Origin of the sequence: uncultured Paracoccus sp. (assembly GCF_947487305.1) — a bacterium.
Lineage (GTDB): Bacteria > Pseudomonadota > Alphaproteobacteria > Rhodobacterales > Rhodobacteraceae > Paracoccus.
Window position 1 is genome coordinate 1 of the sequence record NZ_CANKWH010000002.1, and the last position, 25,911, is coordinate 25,911.

Annotated in this window: 22 protein-coding genes; 6 read left to right on the forward strand and 16 right to left on the reverse strand. The window is 66.8% G+C overall.

What is annotated here, in order from left to right:
- Positions 1-769, reverse strand: a 769-nt coding sequence (locus Q1A36_RS02620) for a PA14 domain-containing protein (protein ID WP_299839365.1), incomplete at its 3' end; no start/stop codon positions are given.
- A gap of 738 nt (positions 770-1,507) precedes the next feature.
- On the opposite strand from Q1A36_RS02620, the gene Q1A36_RS02625 reads away from it, so the two are divergent.
- The gene (locus tag Q1A36_RS02625) at positions 1,508-1,936 is read left to right on the forward strand and encodes a DUF4177 domain-containing protein (RefSeq protein WP_299839367.1); all 429 of its coding nucleotides are present in this window, start codon (positions 1,508-1,510) and stop codon (positions 1,934-1,936) included.
- Positions 1,937-1,938: 2 nt separating this feature from the next.
- Here Q1A36_RS02625 and Q1A36_RS02630 read toward each other — a convergent pair whose 3' ends face one another.
- From Q1A36_RS02630 to recA, 5 genes are all read right to left on the reverse strand, one after another.
- On the reverse strand, positions 1,939-2,733 hold the full coding sequence (locus Q1A36_RS02630) for a class II glutamine amidotransferase (RefSeq protein WP_299839369.1): 795 nt from the start codon (positions 2,731-2,733) through the stop codon (positions 1,939-1,941).
- Between the two features lie 63 nt (positions 2,734-2,796).
- Positions 2,797-3,096 carry a DUF1330 domain-containing protein gene (locus tag Q1A36_RS02635; protein WP_299839372.1) on the reverse strand — a complete coding sequence of 100 codons (300 nt, stop codon included), beginning with the start codon at positions 3,094-3,096 and terminating at the stop codon, positions 2,797-2,799.
- On the reverse strand, positions 3,093-5,750 hold the full coding sequence (alaS, locus tag Q1A36_RS02640) for an alanine--tRNA ligase (protein ID WP_299839375.1): 2,658 nt from the start codon (positions 5,748-5,750) through the stop codon (positions 3,093-3,095). Before alaS ends, Q1A36_RS02635 begins: the two co-directional genes overlap by 4 nt.
- Before the next feature lie 90 nt (positions 5,751-5,840).
- The gene (locus Q1A36_RS02645) at positions 5,841-7,058 is read right to left on the reverse strand and encodes a serine hydrolase (RefSeq protein ID WP_299839378.1); all 1,218 of its coding nucleotides are present in this window, start codon (positions 7,056-7,058) and stop codon (positions 5,841-5,843) included.
- 145 nt (positions 7,059-7,203) lie between these two features.
- Positions 7,204-8,277, reverse strand: coding sequence for a recombinase RecA (gene recA / locus Q1A36_RS02650; RefSeq protein WP_299839381.1), 1,074 nt, complete (start codon positions 8,275-8,277; stop codon positions 7,204-7,206).
- A 243-nt stretch (positions 8,278-8,520) separates the two neighbouring features.
- Between recA and Q1A36_RS02655 the strand changes: the two genes are divergently transcribed.
- The gene (locus Q1A36_RS02655; RefSeq protein WP_101751627.1) at positions 8,521-9,105 is read left to right on the forward strand and encodes a hypothetical protein; all 585 of its coding nucleotides are present in this window, start codon (positions 8,521-8,523) and stop codon (positions 9,103-9,105) included.
- A 12-nt stretch (positions 9,106-9,117) separates the two neighbouring features.
- On the opposite strand, the gene Q1A36_RS02660 is transcribed toward Q1A36_RS02655, so the two are convergent.
- The 3 genes from Q1A36_RS02660 to Q1A36_RS02670 all read right to left on the reverse strand — a co-directional run bounded on the left by Q1A36_RS02660 (position 9,118) and on the right by Q1A36_RS02670 (position 14,661).
- A complete protein-coding gene (locus Q1A36_RS02660; protein ID WP_299839389.1) occupies positions 9,118-11,172 on the reverse strand; it encodes an ATP-binding protein in 2,055 nt (684 codons plus the stop codon).
- An 89-nt stretch (positions 11,173-11,261) separates the two neighbouring features.
- Complete coding sequence (locus Q1A36_RS02665; RefSeq protein ID WP_299839392.1) at positions 11,262-12,416, reverse strand: RsmB/NOP family class I SAM-dependent RNA methyltransferase; 1,155 nt, start codon at positions 12,414-12,416, stop codon at positions 11,262-11,264.
- Positions 12,417-12,516: 100 nt separating this feature from the next.
- On the reverse strand, positions 12,517-14,661 hold the full coding sequence (locus Q1A36_RS02670; protein ID WP_299839395.1) for a malate synthase G: 2,145 nt from the start codon (positions 14,659-14,661) through the stop codon (positions 12,517-12,519).
- Between the two features lie 169 nt (positions 14,662-14,830).
- Between Q1A36_RS02670 and Q1A36_RS02675 the strand changes: the two genes are divergently transcribed.
- Genes Q1A36_RS02675 through Q1A36_RS02685 form a run of 3 tightly spaced genes read left to right on the forward strand, consistent with a single transcriptional unit; the run spans position 14,831 to position 17,438 of the window.
- A complete protein-coding gene (locus Q1A36_RS02675; RefSeq protein WP_299839398.1) occupies positions 14,831-15,661 on the forward strand; it encodes a carboxyltransferase domain-containing protein in 831 nt (276 codons plus the stop codon).
- On the forward strand, positions 15,658-16,686 hold the full coding sequence (locus Q1A36_RS02680) for a biotin-dependent carboxyltransferase family protein (RefSeq protein ID WP_299839400.1): 1,029 nt from the start codon (positions 15,658-15,660) through the stop codon (positions 16,684-16,686). Before Q1A36_RS02675 ends, Q1A36_RS02680 begins: the two co-directional genes overlap by 4 nt.
- Positions 16,671-17,438, forward strand: coding sequence for a 5-oxoprolinase subunit PxpA (locus Q1A36_RS02685; protein ID WP_299839401.1), 768 nt, complete (start codon positions 16,671-16,673; stop codon positions 17,436-17,438). Before Q1A36_RS02680 ends, Q1A36_RS02685 begins: the two co-directional genes overlap by 16 nt.
- Positions 17,439-17,676: 238 nt before the next feature.
- Here Q1A36_RS02685 and Q1A36_RS02690 read toward each other — a convergent pair whose 3' ends face one another.
- The 6 genes from Q1A36_RS02690 to Q1A36_RS02715 all read right to left on the reverse strand — a co-directional run bounded on the left by Q1A36_RS02690 (position 17,677) and on the right by Q1A36_RS02715 (position 24,133).
- Positions 17,677-18,474 (reverse strand): xanthine dehydrogenase family protein subunit M, encoded by a 798-nt coding sequence (locus Q1A36_RS02690; protein WP_299839404.1) that lies wholly within the window; start codon positions 18,472-18,474, stop codon positions 17,677-17,679.
- 12 nt (positions 18,475-18,486) lie between these two features.
- Positions 18,487-20,847 (reverse strand): xanthine dehydrogenase family protein molybdopterin-binding subunit, encoded by a 2,361-nt coding sequence (locus Q1A36_RS02695; protein WP_299839407.1) that lies wholly within the window; start codon positions 20,845-20,847, stop codon positions 18,487-18,489.
- A gap of 14 nt (positions 20,848-20,861) precedes the next feature.
- On the reverse strand, positions 20,862-21,359 hold the full coding sequence (locus tag Q1A36_RS02700) for a (2Fe-2S)-binding protein (protein ID WP_299839410.1): 498 nt from the start codon (positions 21,357-21,359) through the stop codon (positions 20,862-20,864).
- Between the two features lie 58 nt (positions 21,360-21,417).
- A complete protein-coding gene (locus Q1A36_RS02705; protein WP_299839413.1) occupies positions 21,418-21,879 on the reverse strand; it encodes a carbon monoxide dehydrogenase subunit G in 462 nt (153 codons plus the stop codon).
- Between the two features lie 116 nt (positions 21,880-21,995).
- Entirely contained in the window at positions 21,996-23,207 is a 1,212-nt protein-coding gene (locus tag Q1A36_RS02710; RefSeq protein ID WP_299839417.1) for a VWA domain-containing protein, read from the reverse strand.
- A gap of 11 nt (positions 23,208-23,218) precedes the next feature.
- Positions 23,219-24,133, reverse strand: a complete 915-nt coding sequence (locus Q1A36_RS02715) for a MoxR family ATPase (RefSeq protein ID WP_299839420.1) — start codon at positions 24,131-24,133, stop codon at positions 23,219-23,221.
- Positions 24,134-24,282: 149 nt separating this feature from the next.
- Here Q1A36_RS02715 and Q1A36_RS02720 point away from each other — a divergent pair, with 149 nt between their 5' ends.
- Positions 24,283-25,221 carry a nucleoside hydrolase gene (locus Q1A36_RS02720; protein WP_299839423.1) on the forward strand — a complete coding sequence of 313 codons (939 nt, stop codon included), beginning with the start codon at positions 24,283-24,285 and terminating at the stop codon, positions 25,219-25,221.
- Here the strand turns inward: Q1A36_RS02720 and Q1A36_RS02725 are convergent.
- Complete coding sequence (locus Q1A36_RS02725) at positions 25,218-25,892, reverse strand: OmpH family outer membrane protein (protein WP_299839425.1); 675 nt, start codon at positions 25,890-25,892, stop codon at positions 25,218-25,220. The genes Q1A36_RS02720 and Q1A36_RS02725 overlap by 4 nt on opposite strands.
- Positions 25,893-25,911 lie beyond the last annotated feature (19 nt).

Sequence of the window (25,911 nt, forward strand, 5' to 3'; positions counted from 1 at the left end):
CACCGGTTTCACCGCCAGTCTCGCCGCCGGTTTCACCGCCAGTCTCGCCACCGGTTTCACCGCCAGTCTCGCCGCCGGTTTCACCGCCAGTCTCGCCACCGGTTTCACCGCCAGTCTCGCCGCCGTGTTCCCCGCCGTGCTCTCCGCCGGTTTCACCACCGGTTTCACCGCCAGTTTCACCGCCAGTTTCACCGCCAGTTTCGCCACCGGTTTCACCGCCAGTCTCACCGCCAGTCTCACCGCCATGGTCTCCACCGGACATGTGGCTGAGACTGTCGGCGTCAATGACCTCGATGCGGTTGTTGCTGTCGGGGCCACGCCATTCGAGAGCCAGGCTCTGGGTTCCTCCATCTTCAAAATAGCGCACTTCGATCGTGTGGTTGCCGGCAGACAGATCCAGCCGCACCACCTGTCGCGTGGTCCAGTGCAGACCGTCATGATCGATCACCCGCTGACCATCGATATAGAGCGCCGAGCCATCATCCGAGGTCAGATAGAAGGTATAGGTCCCGCCGGTCCGGACGTTCAGGTTGCCCTCATAGATCGCCGCGAACCGATCTCTGGGCCCCCCGGTCCAGAAGGGACCGTCATTCCAGCGATAGTTCAGCGAATCGACCATGCCGGTTGCGGTCGGCGCGGCATCAAAATCGATTTCATCGAGGCTTACGACGCTCCGGGGAAGAGCATAATAGCGGGCGCTCAATCCACTCATTCTTGTTCCGCTATGCGTCCCCGCCGCCGTTCCCGCGACCGTGTCCTGTTGGTTCATTTTTTGTCTCTCTCAGATGGACGACTTCAGCGGCAGCGCCACGGAATGTCGGGTTGTGCTTCGATACGCAAGACCGTCACGATCTACCACCTGCCGCCGGGGATATCCTCCCCGATGCGACATGATCATGACGGGCAACATCAATGTCACTGATCCAGATCGCCTGTTTCAGGTTCCGGGCCACCATATAGGGTTCGGAGCCTAATGCAGGGGCAAAATCACGACTCCCTGAATGAGATGCGAAAAGCCAAAGCGGATGCCGCAATTTGGGCAAGATGGCGCTTAGGGCCGATCAAGGATCGCGCAGGCTTTTGCCTATCATTACGCTCTCAATGCTGACGGGTCAGCTATGCCGCGCAAATTGCGCAAGCCGCAGCTATTTCCAATGCGACTGAGGGAGAATCACGGAGGTGGTTCATTTAATTGCGAAGTTTCCAAGGTTTAACCGGATAATTCCCGCCTCAGTTATACAGTCAATATCTAAAACACCCACAGGTTGATAAACTCTATTTGTCCTATGCAGCAGTCCCATCGGTCAGGAAATCACGCCTCGCTGATCGCGCCCGGATCGCCCCACCACTCGCGCAACAGCACGGCTGGCCGAGAGCCTGAAACCTTCCACATCCACTCGCCCTCACCGCTTCCCCTCGCGGAACACCGCCCGCGCCGACCGGGCGGACTTTCCATGCCGGGCCATCTGGCCTATCACTCGGGCAAAGCAGAATTCAGGACAGGCCGATGCGCTACGAATATACCGTTATCCCCGCGCCCGCCCGGGGCGACAAGGCCAAGGGCGCCAAGACCCCGGTGGACCGTTTCGCGCTGTCGCTGACCGCCGAACTGAACCGGATGGCGGCCGAGGGCTGGGACTATGTCCGCGCCGAGACGCTGCCCACGGAAGAACGCAGCGGGCTGACCGGGCGCTCGACCCTCTATCACAATGTGCTGGTGTTCCGTCGCCCCGTTGCGGCCTTGGAAACTGCCGCCGCGCCGCTGGCTGCCAGCCAGCCGCAGCCGGAATATCCGGTCAGCGCCACGCCCGCCCGCGCGCCCGAAAAAGCGCCCGAGCCGCCCCGTGCCGCGGCCCCGCAACCGATCGATCACACATCAGCTGCCGAGGCGCCGGCAACGCCGCCGGCGCCCCGCGTCACCCCGGCAGGCAGCTAGGCTCAGGCGGCCTTCGCCGCCAGCACCGGGCGGAAGGGCTCGATCCGCACGCCCTCGCCCTCGAAGGTGCAGAAGCTGCCCTGCGGCACCTCCTGCCAGTCGCCCTCGTCGGTCTCCAGCGGTTCCGAGACCACCGCGCGGCCCTGCCGCGTGACTGACCAGCGATGGAACAGCGTGGGCGCCTGATCGTCGCTGGCATGGCGGATGGCGTAAAGCCGCTGCCCGTCCGAGAAAGCGGCCGTCAGCCGGACATGCGGCGCCTCGCCGCGCCGGATAGCCAGATCGGCCAGACGCGCCGTCGCCCGCTCCATCGCGCCCTTCGGATCCTGTTCCAGCCCCTCGCCAAGCGCGATCAGGAACAGCGCCTCGCTGTCCGTCGCGCCCTTGCGATGGGGATAATAGGCATCGGGGATCAGCAATTCGGCGTCGCGGCGATAGGTATCATAGCCGCCGAACTGGCCGTTATGCATGAAGCTGAACCGCCCCACCGCGAAGGGATGGCAATTGTTGCGGCTGGTGGCGGTGCCGGTCGAGGCGCGGACATGGGCCATGAACAGGCCCGATCGCACCTGCGCCACGAGGCTGCGCAGGTTGGGATCGGACCAGGCCGGCATCACGTCGCGGTAGAGCCCCGGCTCGGGCCGCTCGCCGTACCAGGCAAGGCCGAAACCGTCGGCATTGACCGGCGTGTGGCAGTGCATTGCGCCCTGGCTTTGCCGGATCAGCGAATGCGCCGGCCGGCTGACGATATCTTCCAGAAAGATCGGCTGGCCCAGATAGGCGGCCCAACGACACATGCCCTGCCCCTTCGCGTTTCTGCTTTTGTCACAGAACTACCACGAAAGTCTTAGCAAATCATCTCATTCCGCAGGCGGCGGGGTTTCCTCGACGATCACAAGATCGCGCTCGGATGCGCCGCGCGCATGATCCAGCGCCGCCTGGTAATCGGCGCTTTCATAGCAGGCCACCGCCGCCTCGTAGCTGGGGAAACGGGCGACGACATTGCGCGCCCGGTCATTGCCTTCGAGCTGCTTGTAGCGGCCGCCGCGGGCCAGAAACACCCCGCCATGCGCGGCGATAGCCGGGCCGGCCAGTTTCGCGTAGCGGCCATAGGCCTCGGCATCGGTCACATGGACATGGGCAATCCAGAGCGCGCTCATGCGGTTTCTCCAATCAGTTTTTCCACCTCGGCAATCGCCGCGTCGGCCGCCGCAAGGCTGGGGGCACCGCCCTGCGCGCGGTCGGGACGGCCACCGCCGCCCTTGCCGCCAAGCGCCGCCGTCGCCGCCTGCACCAGCGACACCGCGCTGATCCGCGCGGTCAGGTCATTGGTCACGCCCGCCGCCACCGTGGCCTTGCCATCGGCCTCGGCCAGCACCAGCACCGCACCGCTGCCCAGCTGCGACTTCATCTCGTCGACCAGCGCGCCCAGTTCCTTGCCGCCGACACCCTCGACCTTGCGGCCGATGAATTTCACGCCGCCGATCTCCTTGGCGTCAGCGCCGCCGCCGCCGCCCATGGCCAGCTGGCGCTTCAGCTGCGCCACTTCATTGGCCAGCGCCTTGCGCTCGTCCGACAGCGCCCGGACCTTGTTCACCACGTCACCCGACTGCGCCTTGAGGATGCTGGCCACCTCGGACAGTTCGCCATCGACCCGGCGCAGCTCGGCCATCGCCGCCTGCCCGGTCAGGGCCTCGATCCGGCGGATGCCGGCGGCAGAGGCGGTTTCGGTGGTCAGGGCGAACATGCCAATATCACCGGTGCGCGCCACATGGGTGCCGCCGCACAGTTCCAGCGAATAGGTCTGCCCGTCGCCGCCCTTGCCCGAGCCCGGCTGGCGGCCCATCGACACCACACGCACCTCGTCGCCATATTTCTCGCCGAACAGCGCCTGCGCGCCGATGGCGCGGGCATCGTCCGGGGTCATGATCCGCGTCTCGACCGGGGTGTTCTGGCGGATATACTCGTTCACCTCGGTCTCGACCTGCGCGATCTCCTCGGGCGTCAGCGCCTTGTTATGGCTGAAGTCGAAGCGCAGCCGGTCATGGGCGTTCAGGCTGCCCCGCTGCGCGACATGATCGCCAAGCGCGCGGCGCAGCGCCTCGTGCAAGAGGTGCGTGGCCGAGTGGTTGGCGCGGATATTGCCGCGCCGGTCGTGATCGACCGAGAGCTGCGCCGCCTGCCCGCGCGAGATCTCGCCAAGCGTCACCTCGGCCACATGGACGAAGACGCCCGCGACCTTCTTGGTATCAGTGACACGAGCGCTGCCGGTCTCGGTCTTGATAAGACCGGTATCGCCGACCTGACCACCGCTTTCGGCATAGAAGGGCGACTGGTTCACCACGATCTGCACCGCATCACCGGCCTTGGCAAACTCCACCGCCGCGCCATCGGCAACCAGCGTCTGGATCTGGCCCTCGGCCTCTTCGGTGTCATAGCCGAGGAATTCGGTGACGCCGTTCTTCTCGGCCAAGTCGTACCAGATTGCCGCATCCTTGGTTTCGCCGGTGCCGGCCCATGCCGCGCGGGCCTTGGCCTTCTGCTCGGCCATGGCCGTGTCGAACCCGGCGACATCCACCGCCCTGCCCTGCTCGCGCAGCGCATCCTGCGTCAGGTCCAGCGGGAAGCCATAGGTGTCGTAAAGCTTGAAGGCCGCCTCGCCCGGCAGGTTCGCGCCCTCAGGCAGCTTCGACAGCTCGTCATCCAGCAGACGAAGCCCGCGATCCAGCGTCTGACGGAAGCGGGTTTCCTCGCTGCGCAGCGTTTCCTCGATCATCGGCTGCGCCCGGCCCAGTTCGGGATAGGCCGCGCCCATCTGGCGGACCAGCGCCGGCACCAGCTTGTACATCACCGGGTCCTGCGCGCCCAGCATGTGGATATGGCGCATCGCCCGGCGCATGATCCGGCGCAGCACATAGCCGCGCCCCTCGTTCGAAGGCATCACTCCGTCGGCGATCAGGAAGCTGGTCGAGCGCAGGTGATCGGCGATCACCCGATGATGCACCTTGCCCGGCCCATCGGGGTCGCTGCTGGTCGCGTTGGCCGAAGCCTCGATCAGCGAGCGCATCAGGTCGGTGTCGTAATTGTCATGCTTGCCCTGCAACAGCGCGCCGATCCGCTCCAGCCCCATGCCGGTATCGATCGATTGCGCGGCCAGATCGCGCATCGAGCCGTCCTCGAACTGCTCGAACTGCATGAAGACGAGGTTCCAGATCTCGATGAAGCGGTCGCCATCCTCGTCCGCCGAACCCGGAGGGCCGCCCCAGATCTTGTCGCCGTGGTCATAGAAGATCTCGGTGCAGGGGCCGCAGGGACCAGTCGGCCCCATGCGCCAGAAATTGTCATCGGTCGGAATGCGGATGATCCGGTCATCGGTCAGGCCCGCGACCTTCTTCCAGATATTCGCCGCCTCGTCATCGGTGTGATAGACGGTGACCAGCAGCTTGTCCTTGGGGATGCCGAAATCCCTGGTCAGCAATTCCCAGGCAAAGGGAATGGCGCTTTCCTTGAAGTAATCGCCGAAGCTGAAATTCCCCAGCATCTCGAAAAAGGTGTGGTGGCGTGCGGTATAGCCGACATTGTCGAGGTCATTGTGCTTGCCGCCCGCGCGGACGCATTTCTGCGCGGTGGTCGCGCGCTTGTAGTCGCGGGTCTCGACCCCGGTGAACAGGTTCTTGAACTGCACCATGCCGGAATTGGCGAACATCAGCGTCGGGTCGTTCCGCGGCACCAGCGGGCTGCTGTCGACGACCTGATGGCCGTTCTTCTCGTAGAAGTTCAGGAAGGTGGAACGGATGTCGTTCAGGCTGGGCATGGCAAATCCTCACGTCGGCGAGGCTGACAGTTACCGCCGCAACGCCGGTGCGTAAAGGCGATTCAGCGCGGCCACGCCCAGCCTTTTGGGTCACTCGGGGGCTGAGAGCGCGGCGGTGATGGCGTCAAACATCACCAGCGGGTCCAGCGGCTCTTTCCCCAGGGGTTCGGGCTGGGCGGCGGTGACGGCGATCACCACGCGCTCGGTCGGGTTGATATAGATGTTCTGGCCCTGGATGCCGATGGCCAGATAGGCCTTGTCGGCGATTGAGGCCTCGGTCCAGCCCGGCCACCACATCAGCCCGTATTCGACCGTATCGCCGCCGGTCAGCGTCACCGGCAGGCCGGCGGTATCGGTCCAGCCATCGGGCAGGATCGACGCCCCGTCGATCACCCCGCCATCGAGGAAGAACTGCCCGAACCTGGCGAAGTCGCGCAGCGTGGCCGAGAGCCCGCTGCCGCCGATCTCGTTGCCATCCGCGCTGTCCAGCCACCATTCGGCATCGGCCTCCATGCCGTAGGGCTGCCAGATCTTCTCCTCGAGGTAATCCGCCAGCTTCTTGCCGGTCGCGCCGACGACGATCTCGCTGGCGACCGAGGTCTCGCCGGTCGAGTAGTTGTGCACCGCACCCGGCTCGTGCGCCTGCGGCAGCGCCGCCATCACCTGCATCAGCCCGCCCGGCTCCTGCGCGATCTGCGCCGCCAGAAGCGCTCGCCGGTCGCTTTCGGGGTCGGTATAGGTTTCGTCCCACTGAACGCCCGAGGACATCTGCAGGATCTGTTCCACCGTCACGCCCTCATAGGCGCTGCCCTTCAGCGCCGGCACGTAATCCGTGACCAGCGCATCCATCCCTGAGATGCTGCCATCCTTGATCGCCGCGCCGATCAGGGTCGAGGTCACGGATTTCGCCAGCGACATCGACATCCAGCGTGTGTCCGGGCCGTTGCCGCGCTGATAAATTTCGTAGGCGACCTTGCCATCCTTCAGCACGATCATCCCGGTCACGCTGTCGAGCGCCAAAAAATCGTCCATGTCCCAGGTCTTGTCGTCGGCGGTCACGGTCAGCGCGGCAAGCGGCGTTGCCGCCGGTTCCAGCGGGTGCGGATTGTCCGATGCCGCAACGGTCCGCGTCGGAAACAGCCGGTCGATGTTGCGGAAGGTGCTGACGGCCAGATCAGGAACCAGATCGCCGTCATAGATCTGTTCGACCGTGCCGATCTTTTCGCTCGCGTGGCGATAGGCGTCCTGCGCCAGTGCCGGACCCGCGATCAGCGCGCCAAGCGCCGTGGTGATGACCAAGCGTTTCATTCTCTCTCTCCCTGTGAACGGGATCAGCTTGCACGCTCTGCAGGTCGAGGCCAAGCCCCGGAGATCCACCGGCATGCCCGGACCAAGATGCAAAAACGCCGCCGCATCGCTGCGACGGCGTCATCATATTCAGCCTCACGCCCGATCAGTCGTCGGCCAGAACATCCTCGTCGCTTTCGCCGGTGGCGCCGAAATCAAGCCCGTGGCTGGCGCGGATCTTGTCCTCGATGGCAAAGGCGGTCTCGGGATTGTCGCGCAGGAACTGCTTGGCATTCTCGCGACCCTGGCCGATGCGCTCGTCGCCATAGGAATACCACGAGCCCGATTTCTCGACCACGCCGGCCTTGACGCCCAGATCGATCAGCTCGCCGACCTTGCTGATGCCCTCGCCATACATGATGTCGAATTCCACCTGCCGGAAGGGCGGCGCCACCTTGTTCTTCACCACCTTGACCTTGGTGGTGTTGCCCACCACCTCGTCGCGGTCCTTGACCGAGCCGGTGCGGCGGATGTCGAGGCGCACCGAGGCATAGAATTTCAGCGCATTGCCGCCGGTCGTCGTCTCGGGGCTGCCGAACATGACGCCGATCTTCATGCGGATCTGGTTGATGAAGATGACCATGCAGTTGCTGCGGCCAATGCTGGCGGTCAGCTTGCGCATCGCCTGGCTCATCAGCCGGGCCTGCGAGCCCATCTGCATGTCGCCCATGTCGCCCTCGATCTCGGCCTTGGGCGTCAGCGCCGCGACCGAGTCGACCACCACCATGCTGACCGCGCCCGAGCGCACCAGCGTATCGACGATCTCCAGCGCCTGCTCGCCCGTGTCGGGCTGCGAGATCAGCAGTTCATCAAGGTTCACGCCCAGCTTCTTGGCGTATTGCGGGTCCAGCGCGTGTTCGGCATCGACGAAGGCGCAGATGCCGCCCTTCTTCTGTTCCTCGGCCACGCAATGCAGCGTCAGCGTGGTCTTGCCCGAGCTTTCCGGCCCGAAGATCTCGATGATCCGGCCCTTGGGCAGGCCGCCGATCCCCAGCGCGATGTCCAGCCCCAGCGAGCCGGTCGAGGTCGCCTCGATCTCGGCCACCGGGCTGTCCTTGCCCAGCTTCATGATCGAACCCTTGCCGAATTGCCGTTCGATCTGCGCCAGGGCGCTGTCCAGCGCCTTCTGCTTGTCCGCGCTGCGTTTGTCGTTCATGTCGAGAATGCTCGCCGTCGCCATCTTGTCCTCGCCCGTTATTTCACAGCCCCGTTCGGGGGGCAATCTGCCTCGGTCTCGCGGGATGTTCACCCCTTGTTCCTGCGTTTCTGCGGGAAAAGCACCGGTAACGCAAGCCCAATCTGCACCATGCGACGCCTGACCGCGCCATGCTGACACGGGACTGCCTAAGAAACTGTTTACACCGGCCGGCCCGCCCGATATTTCCGCCGGGCTTTCGACAGACCGGAACGGGACGACACGAACATGCTGATCTTCTGGCAACAGCGACTGGTCTTCCTGGCGACACCCAAGGCCGGCTCCTCGGCGGTCGAGGCGGCGCTGGAACCCCTGGCCGCCGTCTCGGTGCAGCGCCCGGCCGAACTGAAGCATGTCGATATCGCCGATTTCCGCAGCCATGTGCAGCCTTGGCTGGAAGCCACCTCCGGCGGCCCGTTCACCACCGTCGCGCTGATGCGCGAGCCGGTCGAATGGCTGCGCAGCTGGTACCGCTTCAAGCTGCGCGACGACCATGACGACCCCGAGCATCCGATGGCCGGTATCCGCTTCGCCGATTTCGCCAAGGCCTATGCCACGCCCGGCGGCCCCGACCGTCTCGCCATCGAGGGTCAGGCGCGCTTCCTGACCGGCGGCGGCCAGCCGGTGGACCGGATCTTCCGCTATGAGGAGATCGACCGTTTCGTCGAGTTTCTCGAGGATCAGCTGGATTGCGCCATCAGCCTGCCGCGGGTGAACGTGCCGCCCTCGGTCGATGTCGATCTGACCGCCGACGAGGAACAGGCGCTGCGCGCGGCCATGGACGCCGAGATCGCGCTCTACCGCACGCTCTGACGCGCGCCCGATCTACCCTGCGAGGTGCCGACCGACGGTCTCGGTCAGTTCGACCAGCGAGAAGGGCTTGGCGAGAAAGACCGAGTTCGGCACCGGGCTCTGACCCTCGGCAAAGATGTCCTCGGTATAGCCCGAGATGAAGACCACCCGGGTCTTGGGCCGGTCGCGCAGCGCGCTGCGGACCCAGCTTGGCCCGTCCATGCCGGGCATGACCACATCGGTCACAAACACATCGACGACCAGTTCGGGGTCGGCCAGCAGATCCAGTGCCGCCTCGGCGTGCTCGGCCTCAAGCACCTTGTACCCCTTCAGCCGCAGGGCGCGGGCAGCAAAGGCGCGAACCGGCGCCTCGTCCTCGACCAAGAGCACCGTTGCCCGCTGCGCATCCACGAAGACAGGTGCCGCGGGTGCGACACGTGGCGCGACCTTGGCCGCCGATGCCTTGTGCGCCGGGAAATACAGCGTGAAAACAGTTCCTTTCCCGACGATGCTGTCACAGAAGATGAACCCGCCGGTCTGCTTGACGATGCCGTAGACGGTCGACAGGCCCAGCCCGGTGCCCTCGCCGGTCCGCTTGGTGGTGAAGAAGGGCTCGAAGATCTTGGTCAGATGCTCGGGGGCGATGCCGCTGCCCTCGTCGCGCAGTTCGACCAGCACATAGGCACCCTTGGACAGCACCGCCCGGTCGCGCTCCAGCGGCGCTTCCAGCCGGATGTTGCGGGTGCGGATGGTGATGTCGCCCCCCTTGGGCATGGCGTCGCGGGCGTTCACCACGAGGTTCATGATCACCTGTTCCAGCTGCCGCTTGTCGGCGCGGATCGGCAGAAGCTGCGGATCATGCAGGATGTTCAGCGCCACCCGCTCGCCCACCAGCCGGTTCAAGAGATGGGTCAGGTCGGCCAGCGTGTCGCGCAGGTCGAGGATCTCGGGCTTCATCGTCTGCTTGCGCGAGAAGGCCAGCAACTGGCTGACCAGGGCTGCGGCGCGGTTGGCATTCTGGCTGATCTGGTCGAGATCGGCGTAATCCGGATCGGCCTTGTCATGGCGCATCATCAACAGGTCGCAATGGCCACTGATCGCCGTCAGCAGGTTGTTGAAGTCATGCGCCACCCCGCCGGCCAGCTGGCCGATGGCCTGCATCTTCTGGCTCTGGACGAATTGCGCCTCCAGCGTCTTCAGCGCGCTGGCATCGGTCAGGACCGCGATCAGCCCGGCCTCGTCCGAGGGGTCGCGGGCCAGCGAGACCTGGAAATGCCGGTCGCCGCCATCGCTGCGCAGGCGCAGCATCTCGGCCCGGGGCTCGGCCCGGCCCGATTCGACATCTGCGAGCCAGTCGCCGACCGGCCGGCCGGGCCCTTCGAGGATGGTGCCCAGATGGGCCTCGACCGGGTTCTGCCCCAGAAGCCGCCGGGCGGCGGGGTTCACCCGCCGGATCAGCCCGCCCGACGACAGGCGCAGCAGCGCCACCGGCAGCGCGTCGAATTCGTCCTCCGGCTCGTCCTCGGGGTCCTCGTCATCGGCGATGTTCCCTGCCCCGATCTCCTCGGCCCCGTGATAGGACCAGATCTGCAGCGGCGCATCTGCGGCACGGCCGAGCGCCAGCACGTCGCCGCCCGGCAGCTCGGTCTCGGCAAAGCCCGACCGGTCGGCACGCGCCAGCAGCGCCGCGATCAGGTCCTCGGCATCGGCGCGGATATGGCACATCCAGGACAGGATGTTCTGACCGACGATATCGCCGAACCCGTCGATCGAGGCCGAATTCTGGAACAGCACCAGCCCGTCGGAATCACTGATCCAGATCGGCTCGGGCGCGGCCACCACCTCGGACTTGATCGCGGCCAGCGCGCGCCGCCCGCTGATCCCGCGCAGCGCATGGATCAGCGAGATCGCCCCGCCCAGCAGATACCAGGCCACCGCCATCGTCGCGAAAACCACCGCCGCCATGCCGCTGGTGCTGCCGGGAAAGATCAGCAGCAAGGCCGCGCCGATCACCGCCGGCAGCATCAGCGCCGGAAGCAGGGCAATGGCATTGCGTGGCAGGCCAAGAATCCGGTCCAATCGAGTCATGCGTCCTCCTTCGAACTGGCCCTGCCCAGAAATCTTGTGCCGGTGATTGGTTAAGATCGCGTTAATCTGTGACTGGCGGCCGGCAAGGATCATTCCTGTCTCTGGAAGAGGGCAAGGAAGAACCCGTCGCTGGCCTCGAGCGGCGTCCAGCGCTGCTGGGCTGCCTGCGCGAAATCCGGGTGACGGTCCAGAAAGGCGCGGACCTGATCCCCGTTCTCCGCGTCAAACAGCGAACAGGTCATGTAGGCCAGATGCCCGCCGGGCCGCACCAGCCCCGCAACCTGGTCCATGATCCCGGCCTGAACCCCTTGAAGTCGCGCCAGATCACCGGGCTGCAGCCGCCATTTCGCATCGGGCGTGCGCCGCCACGTGCCCGAGCCCGAACAGGGCACATCCGCAATGACCAGATCATAAGGCCCCTTGGGCCGCGCCTCGCTGCGGATCGTGATGCCCGCCCGCGCCGCCCGCGCCGGCAGGTCGGCCATGCGGTCCGGATCGGCGTCATGCGCGTCGATCGTAACCCGCGCGCGGGCGCCCACGGCCAGCGCCTTGCCGCCGCCGCCAGCGCAGAAATCCAGCACCCGCTGGCCATCGGCCACAGGCAGCGCGGCGCAGGCCAGTTGCGGCGACAGGTCCTGCAATTCCACAAGCCCGTCCAGATAGGCCCGCGCGTTGTTGATCCGGCGTTCTCCGGCGGTGACGCGCAAGGCGCTCGGCAGGCGGTCATCCGCCTCGGCCTCGATCCCGTCCCCGGCGAGCGCTGCCAGCGCAGAGGCCGCATCGGCCTTGCGGGCATTCACCCTCAGCCAGACCGGCGCGCGATCGGCCATCGCCGCCGCCACCGGCCCCGCGTCAGCGCCAAGCGCCTCGGCCCAGAGCGGTTGCACCCAATCCGGCAGGTTCATCGCCTGCGCGGCGTCCGGCGCGCGGCCCGCCGCGCGCTCCTCGGGCGAGAGGGTCGCAGGCGCATGGCCCTCGCCGGTAAAAATAGCCTCGGCATCCTCGCCCCGGCTGCGCGCCCGGCCCAGCATCAGCCCGCGCCCGTTGAGCGCGCCGCCAAGTGCCGCGAGGCTCTCACGCTGGCGCAGCGCGTCAAAGACCAGGTCCCGCACCCCGGCCCGGTCGCCCGATCCGGCAAATCGGCTGGCCCGCGACCAGCGCAGCAGAGCCTGTTCGGCCGGCGCGCCGGCCAGAATCTCGTCCAGGATACCGATCGCCGCCGCGACCCGGGCCTGCGGGGTCATGCCCGGCCTGCCGGGTGTGCTGATGTCAACGCGTTCATGGCCCGAGTCCTAGACCATGCCGCCGGGCTTGGCGAGTGGCCGCCCGGCGATCAGTCTTCGCTCAGCCCGCCGCCTGCTGCGCCTTCGCCACCCGCCGCGCCGCGTGCAGCAGCGGCTCGGTATAGCCCGAGGGCTGGCTCGTCCCCTGCAGGATCAGGTCGCGCGCGGTGTTGAAGGCCACGCCATCGAAGCCCGGCGCCATGTTCCGATAGGCCGGATCGCCGGCATTCTGTTCATCCACCTTGGGGGCCATGCGACGCAGCGCCGCATCGATATCCTCGATGGTGCACAGCCCGTGGAGCAGCCAGTTGGCCAGATGCTGGGCCGAGATGCGCAGCGTGGCGCGGTCTTCCATCAGCGCCACGTCATGGATGTCGGGCACCTTGGAGCAGCCGACGCCCTGATCGACCCAACGGACGACGTAACCGAGGATCGACTGGCAGGAATTGTCCAGCTCGCGCCGGACCTCTTCATCTGACAGATTCCGCCCCTGCAGCAGCGGCGGGGTCAGAAGCGCATCCAGCGAGGCGGGCGCGCGGTCGGCCAGCCCCTCCTGCACCTCGGCCACATCGACGCGGTGGTAATGGGTGGCGTGCAGCGTCGCGGCGGTGGGCGACGGCACCCAGGCGGTATTGGCGCCGGCGCGGGGATGGGCGATCTTTTCCTTCAGCATGTCGGCCATGTCATCGGGCCTGGCCCACATGCCCTTGCCGATCTGCCCGCGCCCGGCCATGCCGGCGGCCAGCCCGGTATCGACATTGCCATCCTCATAGGCCTTGAGCCAGGCCTGAGCCTTCATCTCGTCCTTCGGCACCATCGGCCCGGCCTGCATCGAGGTGTGGATCTCGTCGCCGGTGCGGTCGAGGAAGCCGGTATTGATGAAGACGCAGCGATCCTTCACCGCCGCGATCGCGGCCGCGAGATTGGCCGAGGTGCGGCGTTCCTCGTCCATCACGCCCAGCTTCACGGTATTCTTCGGCAGGCCCAGCATCGCCTCGACCTGTCCATAAAGCTTGTCGGCAAAGGCCGCTTCTTCCGGCCCGTGCATCTTGGGCTTCACCACATAGACCGAACCCTTGCGCGAATTTTTCGCTCCGTCGGTCTTTTTCAGGTCATGCATGGCGGCGGCGACGGTGATGACGGCGTCCATGATCCCCTCGGGCGTGTCCTGCCCGTTGAGCCGCACCGCATCGGTCAGCATCAGATGGCCGACATTCCTGACCAGCAGCAACGCCCGGCCCGGATGGGTGACGGGATGGCCCTGCGGGTCGAGATAGCTGATATCTGGGTTCAGGCGGCGGGTCATGGTCTTGCCTTCCTTCTCGAAGCTCTCCGCCAGATCGCCCCGCATCAGCCCCAGCCAGTTGGCATAGACGGCGACCTTGTCCTCGGCATCGACGGCGGCAACCGAATCCTCGCAGTCCTGAATCGCGGTCAGCGCGCTTTCGAGGATCATGTCCGCGATCCCCGCCGGATCGGTCTTGCCGATGGCGCTGTCCGGGTTGATGACGAGCTGGATCAGGAGACCGTTCACCCTGAGAAGGATATCGCCGCCCTCGGTCGATCCGGCGAATTGCAGCGGATCGGCCAGCGCGGTCGTGCCCCCGGGCAGGGTCAGTTGCAGTGCGCCATTGGCGACGGTGAGGCCGGCCACATCGGCCCAACTGCCGCTTTCCAGCGGCACCACCTCGTCTAGATGCGCCTTGGCCCGGGCGATCACCTTGGCGCCGCGGGCGGCGTCGAACCCCTTGCCCTCGGGCGCGCCGGGAATGGCGTCGGTGCCATATAGCGCGTCGTAGAAGCTGCCCCAGCGGGCATTGGCGGCGTTGAGCGCGAAGCGCGCATTCATCACCGGCACCACCAGCTGCGGGCCGGCAACGCGGGCGATCTCGGGATCGACATTCTCGGTGCCGACGCGGAAGGGCGCGGGCACCGGGACCAGGTAGCCGATCTCGGTCAGGAAGGCGCGATAACCCGCCGGGTCATGCGGCTTGTCGCGGTTGGCGCGGTGCCAGTCGTCGATCTGCGCCTGCAGCGCCTCGCGCTTGTTGAGCAGCGCGGCATTTTCCGGCATCAGGTCACGCAGGATGGCGGCATAGCCCGACCAGAAGGCATCGGCCTCGATGCCGGTCAGCACCTGCCCCTCGACCAGTTCGGCAAGGGGGGCAGCGACTTCGAGCCCGTGGCGCGTAACATATTCGGTCATGATCACTCCTGCATATCGGCGCGAGATGCGGCACGCTTGTGCCTTGGCCGAACCTGTCCGACCCATCTCCGTATTGGTCCCGATTAACCCTGCTTAACGCGCGTCTCAAGTCCCCAGTATGCCATGGAGTACAATTGGCGGTTAGCGGGCCTCAGTTCCGCCGGCGCGCGTGGCGGGCGATAACGGGTTGCACCTCAACAAGCCTGCAGCGCAACATGCGACCGACCCGAAGGACTGGAATGACCCGAACCGCATGGAAGCCGAGCCGCATCTGACCCCCGAAGCCCTGCCCGCCGGGATCGATGGCGTGCTCGTGCGCTTTGCCCTGACGCCCGAGCCGCGCGCCATGGCGGCGGCGCAGATGCTGGCGGCGGAACTGGACCGGCAGGCCCCGCCGGGCGTCACCGAGATCGCGCCGGGGCTGGTCTCGGTGCTCTTGCGCTTTGATCGCGGCACGGTGCAGCGCGCGGCGCTGGCACAACTGGTGCTGACCCGCGCGCGTGCCATCGCCGCCGATCCGCCCGCCCTGCCCGCGCCCTCGCGCCGCTGGACCATCCCGGCTGCCTTCGGCGGCGAACACGGCCCGCAACTGGCCGAGGTCGCCGCCGCCATCGGTGCCAGCGAGGCCGGGGCGGTCGAGCAGGTTTGCGCGGCCGATCTGCGCGTCCTGACCATCGGCTATGCCCCCGGCCAGCCCTATCTGGGCCTTCTGCCCGAACCGTGGAACCTGCCGCGCATGTCCGCGCTGAACCCGCGCGTCCCCGCCGGGGCCATCGTCGCCGCCGTCCGGCAATTGGTGATGTTCACCGCCGACTCGGCCACCGGCTGGCGGCAGATCGCGCTGACCGGGTTTCGCGCCTTCGATCCCACGCGGTCCGAGCCGATGCCGCTGAAGCCCGGCGACGCGGTCCGCTATGCCCCGGTTGCGGCTGGCGAGTTGCCCGGCCTGATCGCCTCGGGTGACGGCCTTGGCGGCGCACGGCTCGAGGTGCTGGCGTGAGCGTGCTGCAGGTCATCCGCGCCGATGGCATCCTGACGGTGCAGGATCTGGGCCGGCCCGGCCATATCGCGCAAGGCCTGTCGCGGGGCGGCGCCATGGACCGGCTGGCGCTGATCGAGGCGGCGGCGCTGTTGGGCCGGAACACGGTGCAGGCGGGGATCGAGATGGCCGGCGCGGGCGGCGTCTTTACCGTCGATCAGCCGATGCGCATCGCGCTGACCGGGGCGCCGATGACGGCGACGCTGGACGGTGCCCCGCTTCGCTGGCAGGCCAGCCACCGGATCGAGCCGGGCGAGAGCCTGCGCATCGGTGGCGCGCAAAGCGGCGCCTACAGCTATCTGACCACGGCGGGCGGGATCGCCACGCCGGACTGGCTGGGCAGCCGCGCGGCGCATCTGACCATCGGCATCGGTGCGGTGCTGAAAGCCGGGTCCCGCCTGCCGGCCGGCGCTGACCCGGACCCCGATGCGCCCTCGCGCACCATCGCGGTTGCAAACCGATTTGCAGGCGGAACCGTGCGGATCATCGACGGGCCGCAGACGGCCATCTTTTCCGACGAGGTGCTGGCCAAATTCGCTGCGACGGAGTTCACCCGCGCCGCCCATGGCAACCGTCAGGGCGTGCGGCTGGATGCCGAGTCGCGCTTCACCGCCGGTCAGACCGGCATCGCCTCGGACATGGTCCAGCCGGGCGATCTGCAGATGATCGGCGACGGCGTGCCCTATGTGCTTCTGGCGGAATGCCAGACCATGGGCGGCTATCCCCGCATCGGCACGGTCATTCCGACCGACCTGCCGCTGATCGCCCAGGCCCCGCCCGGCGCGCGCATCCGGTTTCTGCGCATCGGGCTGGATCAGGCAGACGGGCTTTATCGGGACGAGGTGCAGCTTTTGCGCGAGACAGCCAGCCGCTGCCGCAATCTGGTGCGCGACCCGGCGCAGATGGCTGATCTGCTCAGCTATCAGTTGGTCGGCGGTGTCACGCGTGGGGATGAACTGGAGGAGACGGAATGCAGGTCGATCTGAATTCGGACATGGGCGAAAGCTTCGGGCCGTGGCGCATGGGCGATGATGCCGCGCTGCTGGACGTTATCACCTCGGCCAATATCGCCTGCGGCTTTCATGCCGGCGATGCCGATGTGATGGCCGCCACGATGCGGCGCGCGGCGGAAAACGGCGTGGGCATCGGCGCGCATCCGGGCTTTCCCGACCTGCAGGGTTTCGGGCGGCGGCGGATGAAGCTGTCCGCCGAGGAACTGGGCAACCTGGTCGCCTATCAACTGGGCGCGGCGCAGGCACTGGCGCGGCGGGCGGGCGGCAGGGTGCGGCATCTGAAGCTGCATGGCGCGCTGTCGAACATGGCGAGCGAGGATGCGGCCATGGCCCGGGCCTGCTACCGCGCCGCGCTGGCGGTCGATCCCGAGATCATCCTTGTCACCCTGGCCGCGACCCCGATGGAGGCGGTGGCGCGCGAGCTTGGCGCAAGCTATGCCAACGAGATTTTTGCTGACCGCGCCTATAATGATGATGCAACCTTGGTCGATCGCAGCCAGCCCGGCGCGGTGCTGCATGATCCGGCGGTGGCCGGGGCGCGGATGGAAAAGATGATCCGCGCCGGCGGCATCGTCACCGAAAGCGGCAAGGTGATCCCCTGCCGGATCGACACGATCTGCGTCCATGGCGATAACCCCGAGGCTGTGGCGATGGCCCGCGCGGTGCGGGATCACCTGGTCGGAGTGGGGATCGCGGTCACGCAGTTTGCGGGTGAGCGGGGCTGACGGGCGGCGGCGGACCGCCGGGTGGCCGCTGCGGCGCGCGATCAGCAGCCCTTTATGGCGTAAACATATCGAACAGTTGTTCGGCGCTGAACCGCACCAGAGCGGCCGCCCGAGGGGGCGGTCGGCCGCTGCCCGGCGGGCTGCGCCCGCGTATCGGGCAGGGTCTTTCCTCGAACGGCTGGTAGAATAAAGAATGCCGGGCACATCCGCCCGGCATCCCCCTTCCCTGAACCAATCCTCAGCCGGCGGCCTTCACGGCCCGCTGTGCCAGCACCCGCGCCAGATGGGCGCGGTATTCCGGCGTGGCGTGGATGTCGTTCATCAGGTCATCGGCATCGACACTGGCACTGTCCAGCGCGCCTGCCGAGAAATCGCCGTTCAGCGCCGCCTCGAAGGCCCCGGCGCGGAACACCCCGTCCGAGCCGGCGCCGGTGATCGCCACCCGCACGCCGTCATCCGTCTCGGCCACCAGAACACCGACCAGCGCGAAGCGCGAGGCGGGTTGCGCGAATTTCTGGTAGGCGGCGCGTTTCGGGCGCGGGAAGCGGACCGCCTTGATGATCTCGCCCTCCTCCAGCGCGGTGGTGAACAGCCCGACGAAATACTCCTCGGCGGGGATCTCGCGCTGGTTGGTGATGACCGTGCCATTCAGCCCCAGCACGGCGGCCGGATAGTCGGCCGCCGGGTCGTTATTGGCCAGCGAGCCGCCGATGGTGCCCATGTGGCGCACCGCCGGATCGCCGATATGGCTGGCCAATGCCGCGAGCGCCGGGATCGCTGCCGCGACCTCGGGGCTGGCGGCGACATCGGCATGGATCGTCGCCGCGCCGATGGTCACGCCATCCGCATCGACGGTGATCCCGGACATGCCGGGAATGCCGCGCAGGTCCACCAGGTCGGTCGGCGCGGCAAGGCGTTGTTTCATCGTGGCCAGCAGCGTCTGCCCGCCCGAGAGGAACTTGCCATCCTCGGCAGCGGCCAGCGCGGCCACCGCGTCATCGATGCTGGCGGGGCGGTGATACTTGGTCTGATACATCATGAACCTCCCTTATTCCGCCGCCATGGGCTTCTGAGCCGCCTGCAGCGCCGTCCAGACCTTCAGCGGCGTCGCCGGCATCTGCAGGTCATTATTGCCGATGGCATCGGTGATCGCGTTGATGATCGCCGGCGGGGTGCCGATGGCCCCGGCCTCGCCGCAGCCCTTCATCCCCAAGGGGTTGCCCGGACAGATCGTCTTGTTGTGCTCGATCCTGTAGAAGGGCACGTCATCGGCGCGCGGCATGCAGTAATCCATGTAGGAGCCGGTCAGAAGCTGGCCGTCCTCGTCATAGACGACGCCTTCCAGCATCGCCTGGCCGATGCCCTGTGCCGCACCGCCATGCACCTGCCCCTCGACGATCATCGGGTTGATGACCGTGCCGAAATCATCGGCGGCGGTGAACTGGATGATCTTCGTCACCCCGGTCTCGGGATCGACCTCGACCTCGGCGATGTAGCAGCCGGCGGGGAAGGTGAAGTTCACCGGGTCATAGAAGGCGGTTTCCTTCAGCCCCGGCTCCATCCCCGCTGGCAGGTTATGGGCGGTATAGGCGGCCAGCCCGACCTCGTGCCACAGCATCTGCTTGTCGGTGCCGGCGACCTTGACCGCGCCGCCCTCGATCACGATGTCATCCTCGCTGGCTTCCAGCACATGGGCGGCGATCTTCTTCACCTTGGCCTCGACCTTGTCCATCGCCTTGACGATGGCCGACATGCCGACCGCGCCCGAGCGCGAGCCATAGGTGCCCATGCCGAACTGCACCTTGTCGGTGTCGCCATGAACGATCGAGACATTCTCGATCGGCAGGCCGAAGCGTTCGCCGACGATCTGGGCGAAGGTGGTCTCGTGCCCCTGTCCGTGGCTGTGACTGCCGGTCAGGATCTCGATGGTGCCAACGGGGTTCACCCGCACCTCGGCGGATTCCCAGAGGCCCACCCCGGCGCCAAGGCTGCCCACCGCCGCCGAGGGCGCGATGCCGCAGGCCTCGATATAGCAGGAATAGCCCAGACCCCGCAGCTTGCCGCGCGATGCCGCCTCGGCCTTGCGGGCGGGGAAGCCCGCCACGTCGGCGGCCGCCTGCCCCATGTCCAGGTTGCCGGCGAAATCGCCCGCGTCATAGGTCATGATCACCGGCGTCTGGTGCGGGAAGCTGCCGATGAAGTTGCGCCGGCGCAGTTCCGCCGGGTCCATCCCCATCTCGCGCGCCGCCGTCTCCATCGTCCGCTCGACAAGGAAGGTCGCCTCGGGCCGGCCCGCGCCGCGATAGGCATCGACCGGAACGGTGTTGGTGTAGATGCCCTTCACATTGCCGTAGATGTTCTGGATGTCGTACTGCCCCGACAGAAGCGTGGCATAGAGATAGGTCGGCGTCGCGCTGGAGAAGAGCGACATGTAGGCGCCGAGGTTGGCGTGGGTGTCGACCTTGAAGCCGACGATCTTGCCATTGGCGTCAAAGCCCATCCGCGCATGGGTGACATGGTCGCGGCCATGGGCATCGGTGACGAACGCCTCGGACCGGTCCGCCGTCCACTTGACCGAGCGTCCGGTCTTCATCGAGGCCCAGAGGCAGGTGATTTCCTCGGGATAGATATAGATCTTGGCACCGAAACCGCCGCCGACATCGGGCGCGATCACCCGCAGCTTGTGTTCGGGGGCGACATTGTAGAAGGCCGACAGCACCAGGCGCGCCACATGCGGGTTCTGGCTGGTGGTGTAGAGGGTGTAATGATCCTCGGCCGAGTCATAGATCGCCACCGCCGAACGCGGCTCCATCGGGTTGGGGCTGAGGCGGTTGTTGACCACGCGCATCTCGGTGACATGCGCCGCGCCAGCCAGCGCCGCATCGGTCGCGGCCTCGTCGCCGATCTCCCAGTCAAAGACGATATTGCCGGGGGCGTTGTCATGGACCTGCACCGCGCCGTCTTCCAGCGCCGCCGTCGAGGAGGCCACGACCGGCAGTTCCTCGTATTCGACCGCCACCAGTTCGGCGGCGTCGCGGGCCTGCTGCTTGGTCTCGGCGATGACCACCGCCACGGCGTCGCCGACATAGCGCACCCGGTCGGTGGCAAGCGCCGACCACGGGCCCATGTTCATCGGGCTACCATCCTTGGAGCTGACGGCCCAGCCACAGATCAGGTTGCCGATGCCGTCGCCGGTCAGCTGCCGACCGTCCAGCACGGCGATCACGCCCTCGGCCGCCTCTGCCTCGGACTTGTCGATGCTGGTCACTTTCGCATGGGCGTGTGGGCTGCGGACGAAAGCCGCATAGGCCTGGTTATCCACCCGCACATCGTCGGTATAGCGACCCTGTCCGGTGATGAACCGCTTGTCTTCCTTGCGCTTGACGCGCGCGCCGATTCCGGTGCTCATCTCTGTCCCCTCCCTCACTCGGCCGCGCGGGCCATGCCCGTCATCTTGCCAGCGGCGTCGTCGATGGCCTTGACGATGTTATGATAGCCGGTGCAGCGGCAGAGATTGCCCTCGAGCTCGAAGCGGATCGCCTCTTCGGTCAGATCCTTGCCCTGCGCCTGATAGCGGTTCACCATGTCGATCCCGGCCATGATCATGCCCGGCGTGCAGAAGCCGCATTGCAACCCGTGATGGTCGTTGAACGCCACCTGCATCGGGTGCAGCTCGCCGTCATTGGCGATGCCCTCGATGGTGGTCACCTCGGCGCCTTCCAGCGAGACGGCCAGCTGGGTGCAGGATTTGATGGCGCGGCCGTTCACATGGACGGTGCAGGCGCCGCACTGGCTGGTGTCGCAGCCGACATGGGTGCCGGTCAGGCGCAGCTGCTCGCGCAGGAATTCGACGAGAAGGGTGTTGTCCGGCACGTCGCGGCTGACCGCCTTGCCGTTCACCTTCATGCTTACCTTGGTCATGGAGTTCTCCCTGGGTCTTTTTGGTGTGGCCGGCTGTCACCCCGGCCCGGCAGATGTGTCAGGACGCGCGCCCTGCCCCGCCGTCGTTCAGATAGGTCTGAAAGTTCTCAAAGAATTTCGCCGCCAGCTTCTTCGAGGTCGACTCGATCAGCCGGCTGCCAAGCGCCGCCAGCTTGCCGCCGATCTGGGCATTGACCTTGTAGGTCAGCACGGTCTCGCCGCCGTCGTCGGCCAGATGCACATCGGCCCCGCCCTTGGCAAAGCCCGCGACCCCGCCCTTGCCCTCGCCGCGAATGGTATAGCTTTCGGGGGCATTGATGTTTTCCAGCTGCACCTCGCCATTGAAGCGCGCCTTCACCGGGCCGATCTTCTGGACCACGGTGGCGGTGAACCCGGTATCCGAGGTCTTGGCCAGTTCCTCGCAGCCGGGAATGCAGGCCTTCAGCGCATCGGCGCTGTTCAGGGCCTGCCACACCACCTCGCGGGGGGCGGAAATGCGATATTCGCCAGTCATATCCATGCAGTCTCTCCTCCTCAGGAAACGGGCATGTCATGCCCGCTCAGCTTATCGGCAGACCCCTACAACGCAAGGATTTTGACTTGGCGGTAAACAGTCCATTGGTCGTAGAGACCGGCTCACATCTGCCGCAGCAGCACATCGCGCAGACCCGGCTCGGCCAGCGCGCGACCCAGATCGGCAAGGCTGTCGAGCGAGTGGCAGGCATGCAGGCTGTCGACATGTGGCAGGATCGCGCGGACTCCGGCAGCGCGCGGCGAGAAGCCGTCATAGCGCAGCAGCGGGTTCAGCCAGATCAGCCGTCGGGACGACAGCGACAGGCGCTGGATCTGTGCCTGAAGCTGTGTTGCATCGCCGCGTTCCAGACCGTCTGTAATCAGCAGCACCACGGCATTGCGCCCCAGCACCCGGCGCGACCAATCCTTGTTGAACCGCTCGATCGCCGCGCCGATGCGCGTGCCGCCCTGCCAGTCGCTCGCCTCGTGACCGATGGCCGCCAGCGCGGCATCGGGGTCGGGTTTCTGCAAGGCGCGTGTCACATTGGTCAGGCCGGTGCCGAAGGTGAAGGCATCGACCCGGCCCCAGCGCCGCACCGGCGCATGGGCCATGGCATGGAGGAAGCGCATCAGCAGGCGCGAGTAGACCGACATCGAGCCCGAAATATCGCAGATCGCCACCAGGTCGGGCGGACGCTTGAGCGCTGATTTCCGCGCGATCCGCTCGATCTCGCCACCCCGGCGCAATGCCGCGCGCAGGGTGGCGCGGGGATCGGGCCGCGCGCCATGCGGGTCAGCGCGCATCCGCCGGGTCAGGATCGGTGGCACCGGCAGGCTGAGGGTGCGGATCGCCGCCTCGGCCTCGGCCAGTTCCGCCGCGCTCATCTGTTCGAAATCCATCGCCCGCAGCACGGCATTGTCGGACCAGCTGAGCAGCGCATCGCGTTCGATCTCCTCGCGCTCGGGCAGATCGGGGGGATCACGCTCGGGCAGGTCGCCAAGCGCATCCGCCGCGCGGCGATGGGCCGCCGGTTTCGGCGCCGGCGGCTTGTCCTCGCGCATCTTGGGCGACAGCATGTGCAGCATCGATTCCAGGAACTGCGGATCGCGCCAGAACATGGCAAAGACCTGATGGAACAGGTCCAGATCATCGGCGCGCGTGACCATGGTGGCGCGCAGGATGTGGTAGAAATCGACCCGCCGGGTAAAGCCCGCCGCCTCGACCGCGCGGATGGCGGTCTCGACCTGCGCGGTGCCGAGCTTCATCCCGGCCTTGCGCAAGGCGCGGGCGAAATGGACGATGTTCTCGACCAGCCGGCCATCGGCCTGGGGCATCAGCTCGCCCCTCACCCGACTGCGGCCAGTTCGGCCTTCGCCTTGTCCAGAAGCCGCGTGGTCTCGGCCCCGGCGATCCTGGCGATGTCATCCTGGTATTTCAGCACCGCCCCCACCGTGTCGGTGATGAGGTCCGGCGACAGCGCCACGGCATCCAGCGCGACCAGCGCCCGCGCCCAATCGATGCTTTCGGCAACGCCCGGCGACTTGAACAGATCCTCGCCGCGCAGCCCCTGAACGAAGGCCACGATCTCGGCCGACAGCTTTTCCGTCGCCTCTGGCACCCGGGCGCGCAGGATCGACAATTCGCGCTGGAAGCCGGGGTAGTCGACCCAATGATAAAGGCAGCGCCGCTTCAGCGCGTCATGCACCTCGCGCGTGCGGTTCGAGGTCAGGATGACGATGGGCGGTTCGACGGCCTTGATGGTGCCAAGTTCGGGAATGGTGACCTGGTAGTCCGACAGCAGTTCCAGCAGGAAGGCCTCGAACGGCTCGTCGGTGCGGTCGATTTCGTCGATCAGCAGCACCGGCGGGCCTTCGGGCTGCGGCTCCAAGGCCTCGAGCAGCGGGCGGCGGATGAGGAACTCGTCCGAGGACAGCTCGGTCCGCAGCGCCGCCCGGTCGGTCTGGCCCACCGCCTCGGCGGTGCGGATGGCGACCATCTGGGCGGCGAAATTCCATTCGTAGATCGCGCTCGAGGCATCCAGCCCCTCGTAGCATTGCAACCGGATCAGCCGCCGGCCAAGCGCCAAGGAGAGCGCGCGGGCAATCTCCGTCTTGCCCACCCCGGCCTCGCCCTCCAGAAACAGCGGCTTGCCGAGTTTCAGCGCCAGAAAGGCTACCGTCCCCAGATCGCGCCCGGCGATGTAATTCTGCCCGGCAAGCAGGGTGATGGTGTCGTCGATGCTGGCTGGCAATTGGGTCACTGGCACACTCCGAGGAAGCTTCATCCTAACGACTAGCGCGCCGGCCTTCCCCCTGTCCATTGGTCGCAAGGTCATCGGCTTCAGGCCGGGCTTGCGCCCGGATGCGGTTCGGCGCAGGAATGGGCGCTGCGAAAAGACAGGAGACCCCCATGGCGCGCAAGATCATCATCGACACCGACCCGGGACAGGATGACGCCGTGGCGATCCTTCTGGCGCTGGCCAGCCCCGAGTTGGAGGTGCTGGGCCTGACCGCCGTGGCCGGGAACGTGCCGCTGGCGCTGACCGAGGTGAATGCCCGCAAGATCTGCGAGCTGGCGGGGCGTCCCGATCTGCCGGTCTTTGCCGGCTGCGATGCGCCCTTGGCGCGCAAGCTGGTCACGGCCGAGCATGTGCATGGCAAGTCCGGCCTCGACGGGATCGAGCTGCCGGCGCCGACCATGCCGCTGCGTGACCGCCACGGGGTCGAGTTCATCATCGACACGCTGCGCGCCGAGCCCGCCGGCACGGTGACGCTGGTGCCGATCGGTCCCCTGACCAATATCGCCCAGGCCTTCCGCCGCGCCCCCGACATCGTCGAGAAGGTGCAGGAGATCGTGCTGATGGGCGGGGCCTATTTCGAGGTCGGCAACATCACCCCGGCAGCCGAGTTCAACATCTATGTCGATCCCGAGGCGGCGGCCGAGGTCTTTGCTGCGGGCGTGCCGATCGTGGTGCTGCCGCTTGATGCCACGCATGAGGCGATGACCTCGGCCGACTGGGTCGAGGAAATGCGCGCCCTGCCCAACCGCTGCGGCCCCGCCGTCGCCAGCTGGACCGATTTCTTCGAGCGGTTCGACAAGGAGAAATACGGCAGCAAGGGCGCGCCGTTGCATGATCCCTGCACGGTCGCCTGGCTGCTGCGGCCCGATCTCTTCGAGGGCCGGCAGATCAATGTCGAGATCGAGCTGAAGGGTGAATTCACCCTAGGCATGACCGTGGCCGATTACTGGCGCGTCACCGGGCGACCGGAAAACGCGCTCTATATCCGCCATGTTGACCGCGATGGCCTGTTCCGGCTGCTGAGCGAGCGGATCGCGCGCCTGCCCTAGTTGCCGGCGCTCTCGGGTTGCGGCGCGGGGGCGGGGGCGGGTGGCGCCGCCGGCTGGTCGGCGCCATCGCCCAGTTCGGCATCGATCCGGGCAATCAGGTCATTGGTGATGTCGATGCCATCGGCCGAAAGCAGCACGGTCCGCCGGTCAAGAACCACGACCGCGCCGCGCTCCAGCATCACCTGCCCGATCAGCGGAACGGCTGCCTGAAAGAAGGCCGTCTGCTCGGAATCGCCACGCGCGTTCAGATCCTGCACTGCCTGCGCGCGCTGGCGGCGGATCTCGGTGGCGCGGCTATCGAAGGCTTCGGTCAGCTTGCGGAATTCGGCCGGGTCCAGCGTGGCGCGCTGCTGGGTCAGCTGGTTTTCCTCCTCCGTCAGCTGCGCGGCAAGGCGGTCGTTCTCGGCTGCCAGTTCGACGCCTGCCTGCTCGAACTCGGCTTGCAGGCGACGGCCCCAGGCGGTGCCGGCAAACAGCCGGTCCTGATCGAGGATCACCACCGAGCCTGCCGGTGTCTGCGCCGGCGTGGCCACGACGATCGGTCCGGTGGAGGGTGCGACGCCAGCCGGTTCTGCCCCGGCCTCCGCCTCGGTCTCGGTCTGAGCACCGGTCACGGGCAAGGGCGGCGCCTGCTGCGCCAGAACCGGCCCTGCGATCAGGGCCAGTGCCAAAAGCGCAGCGAGACGGGGC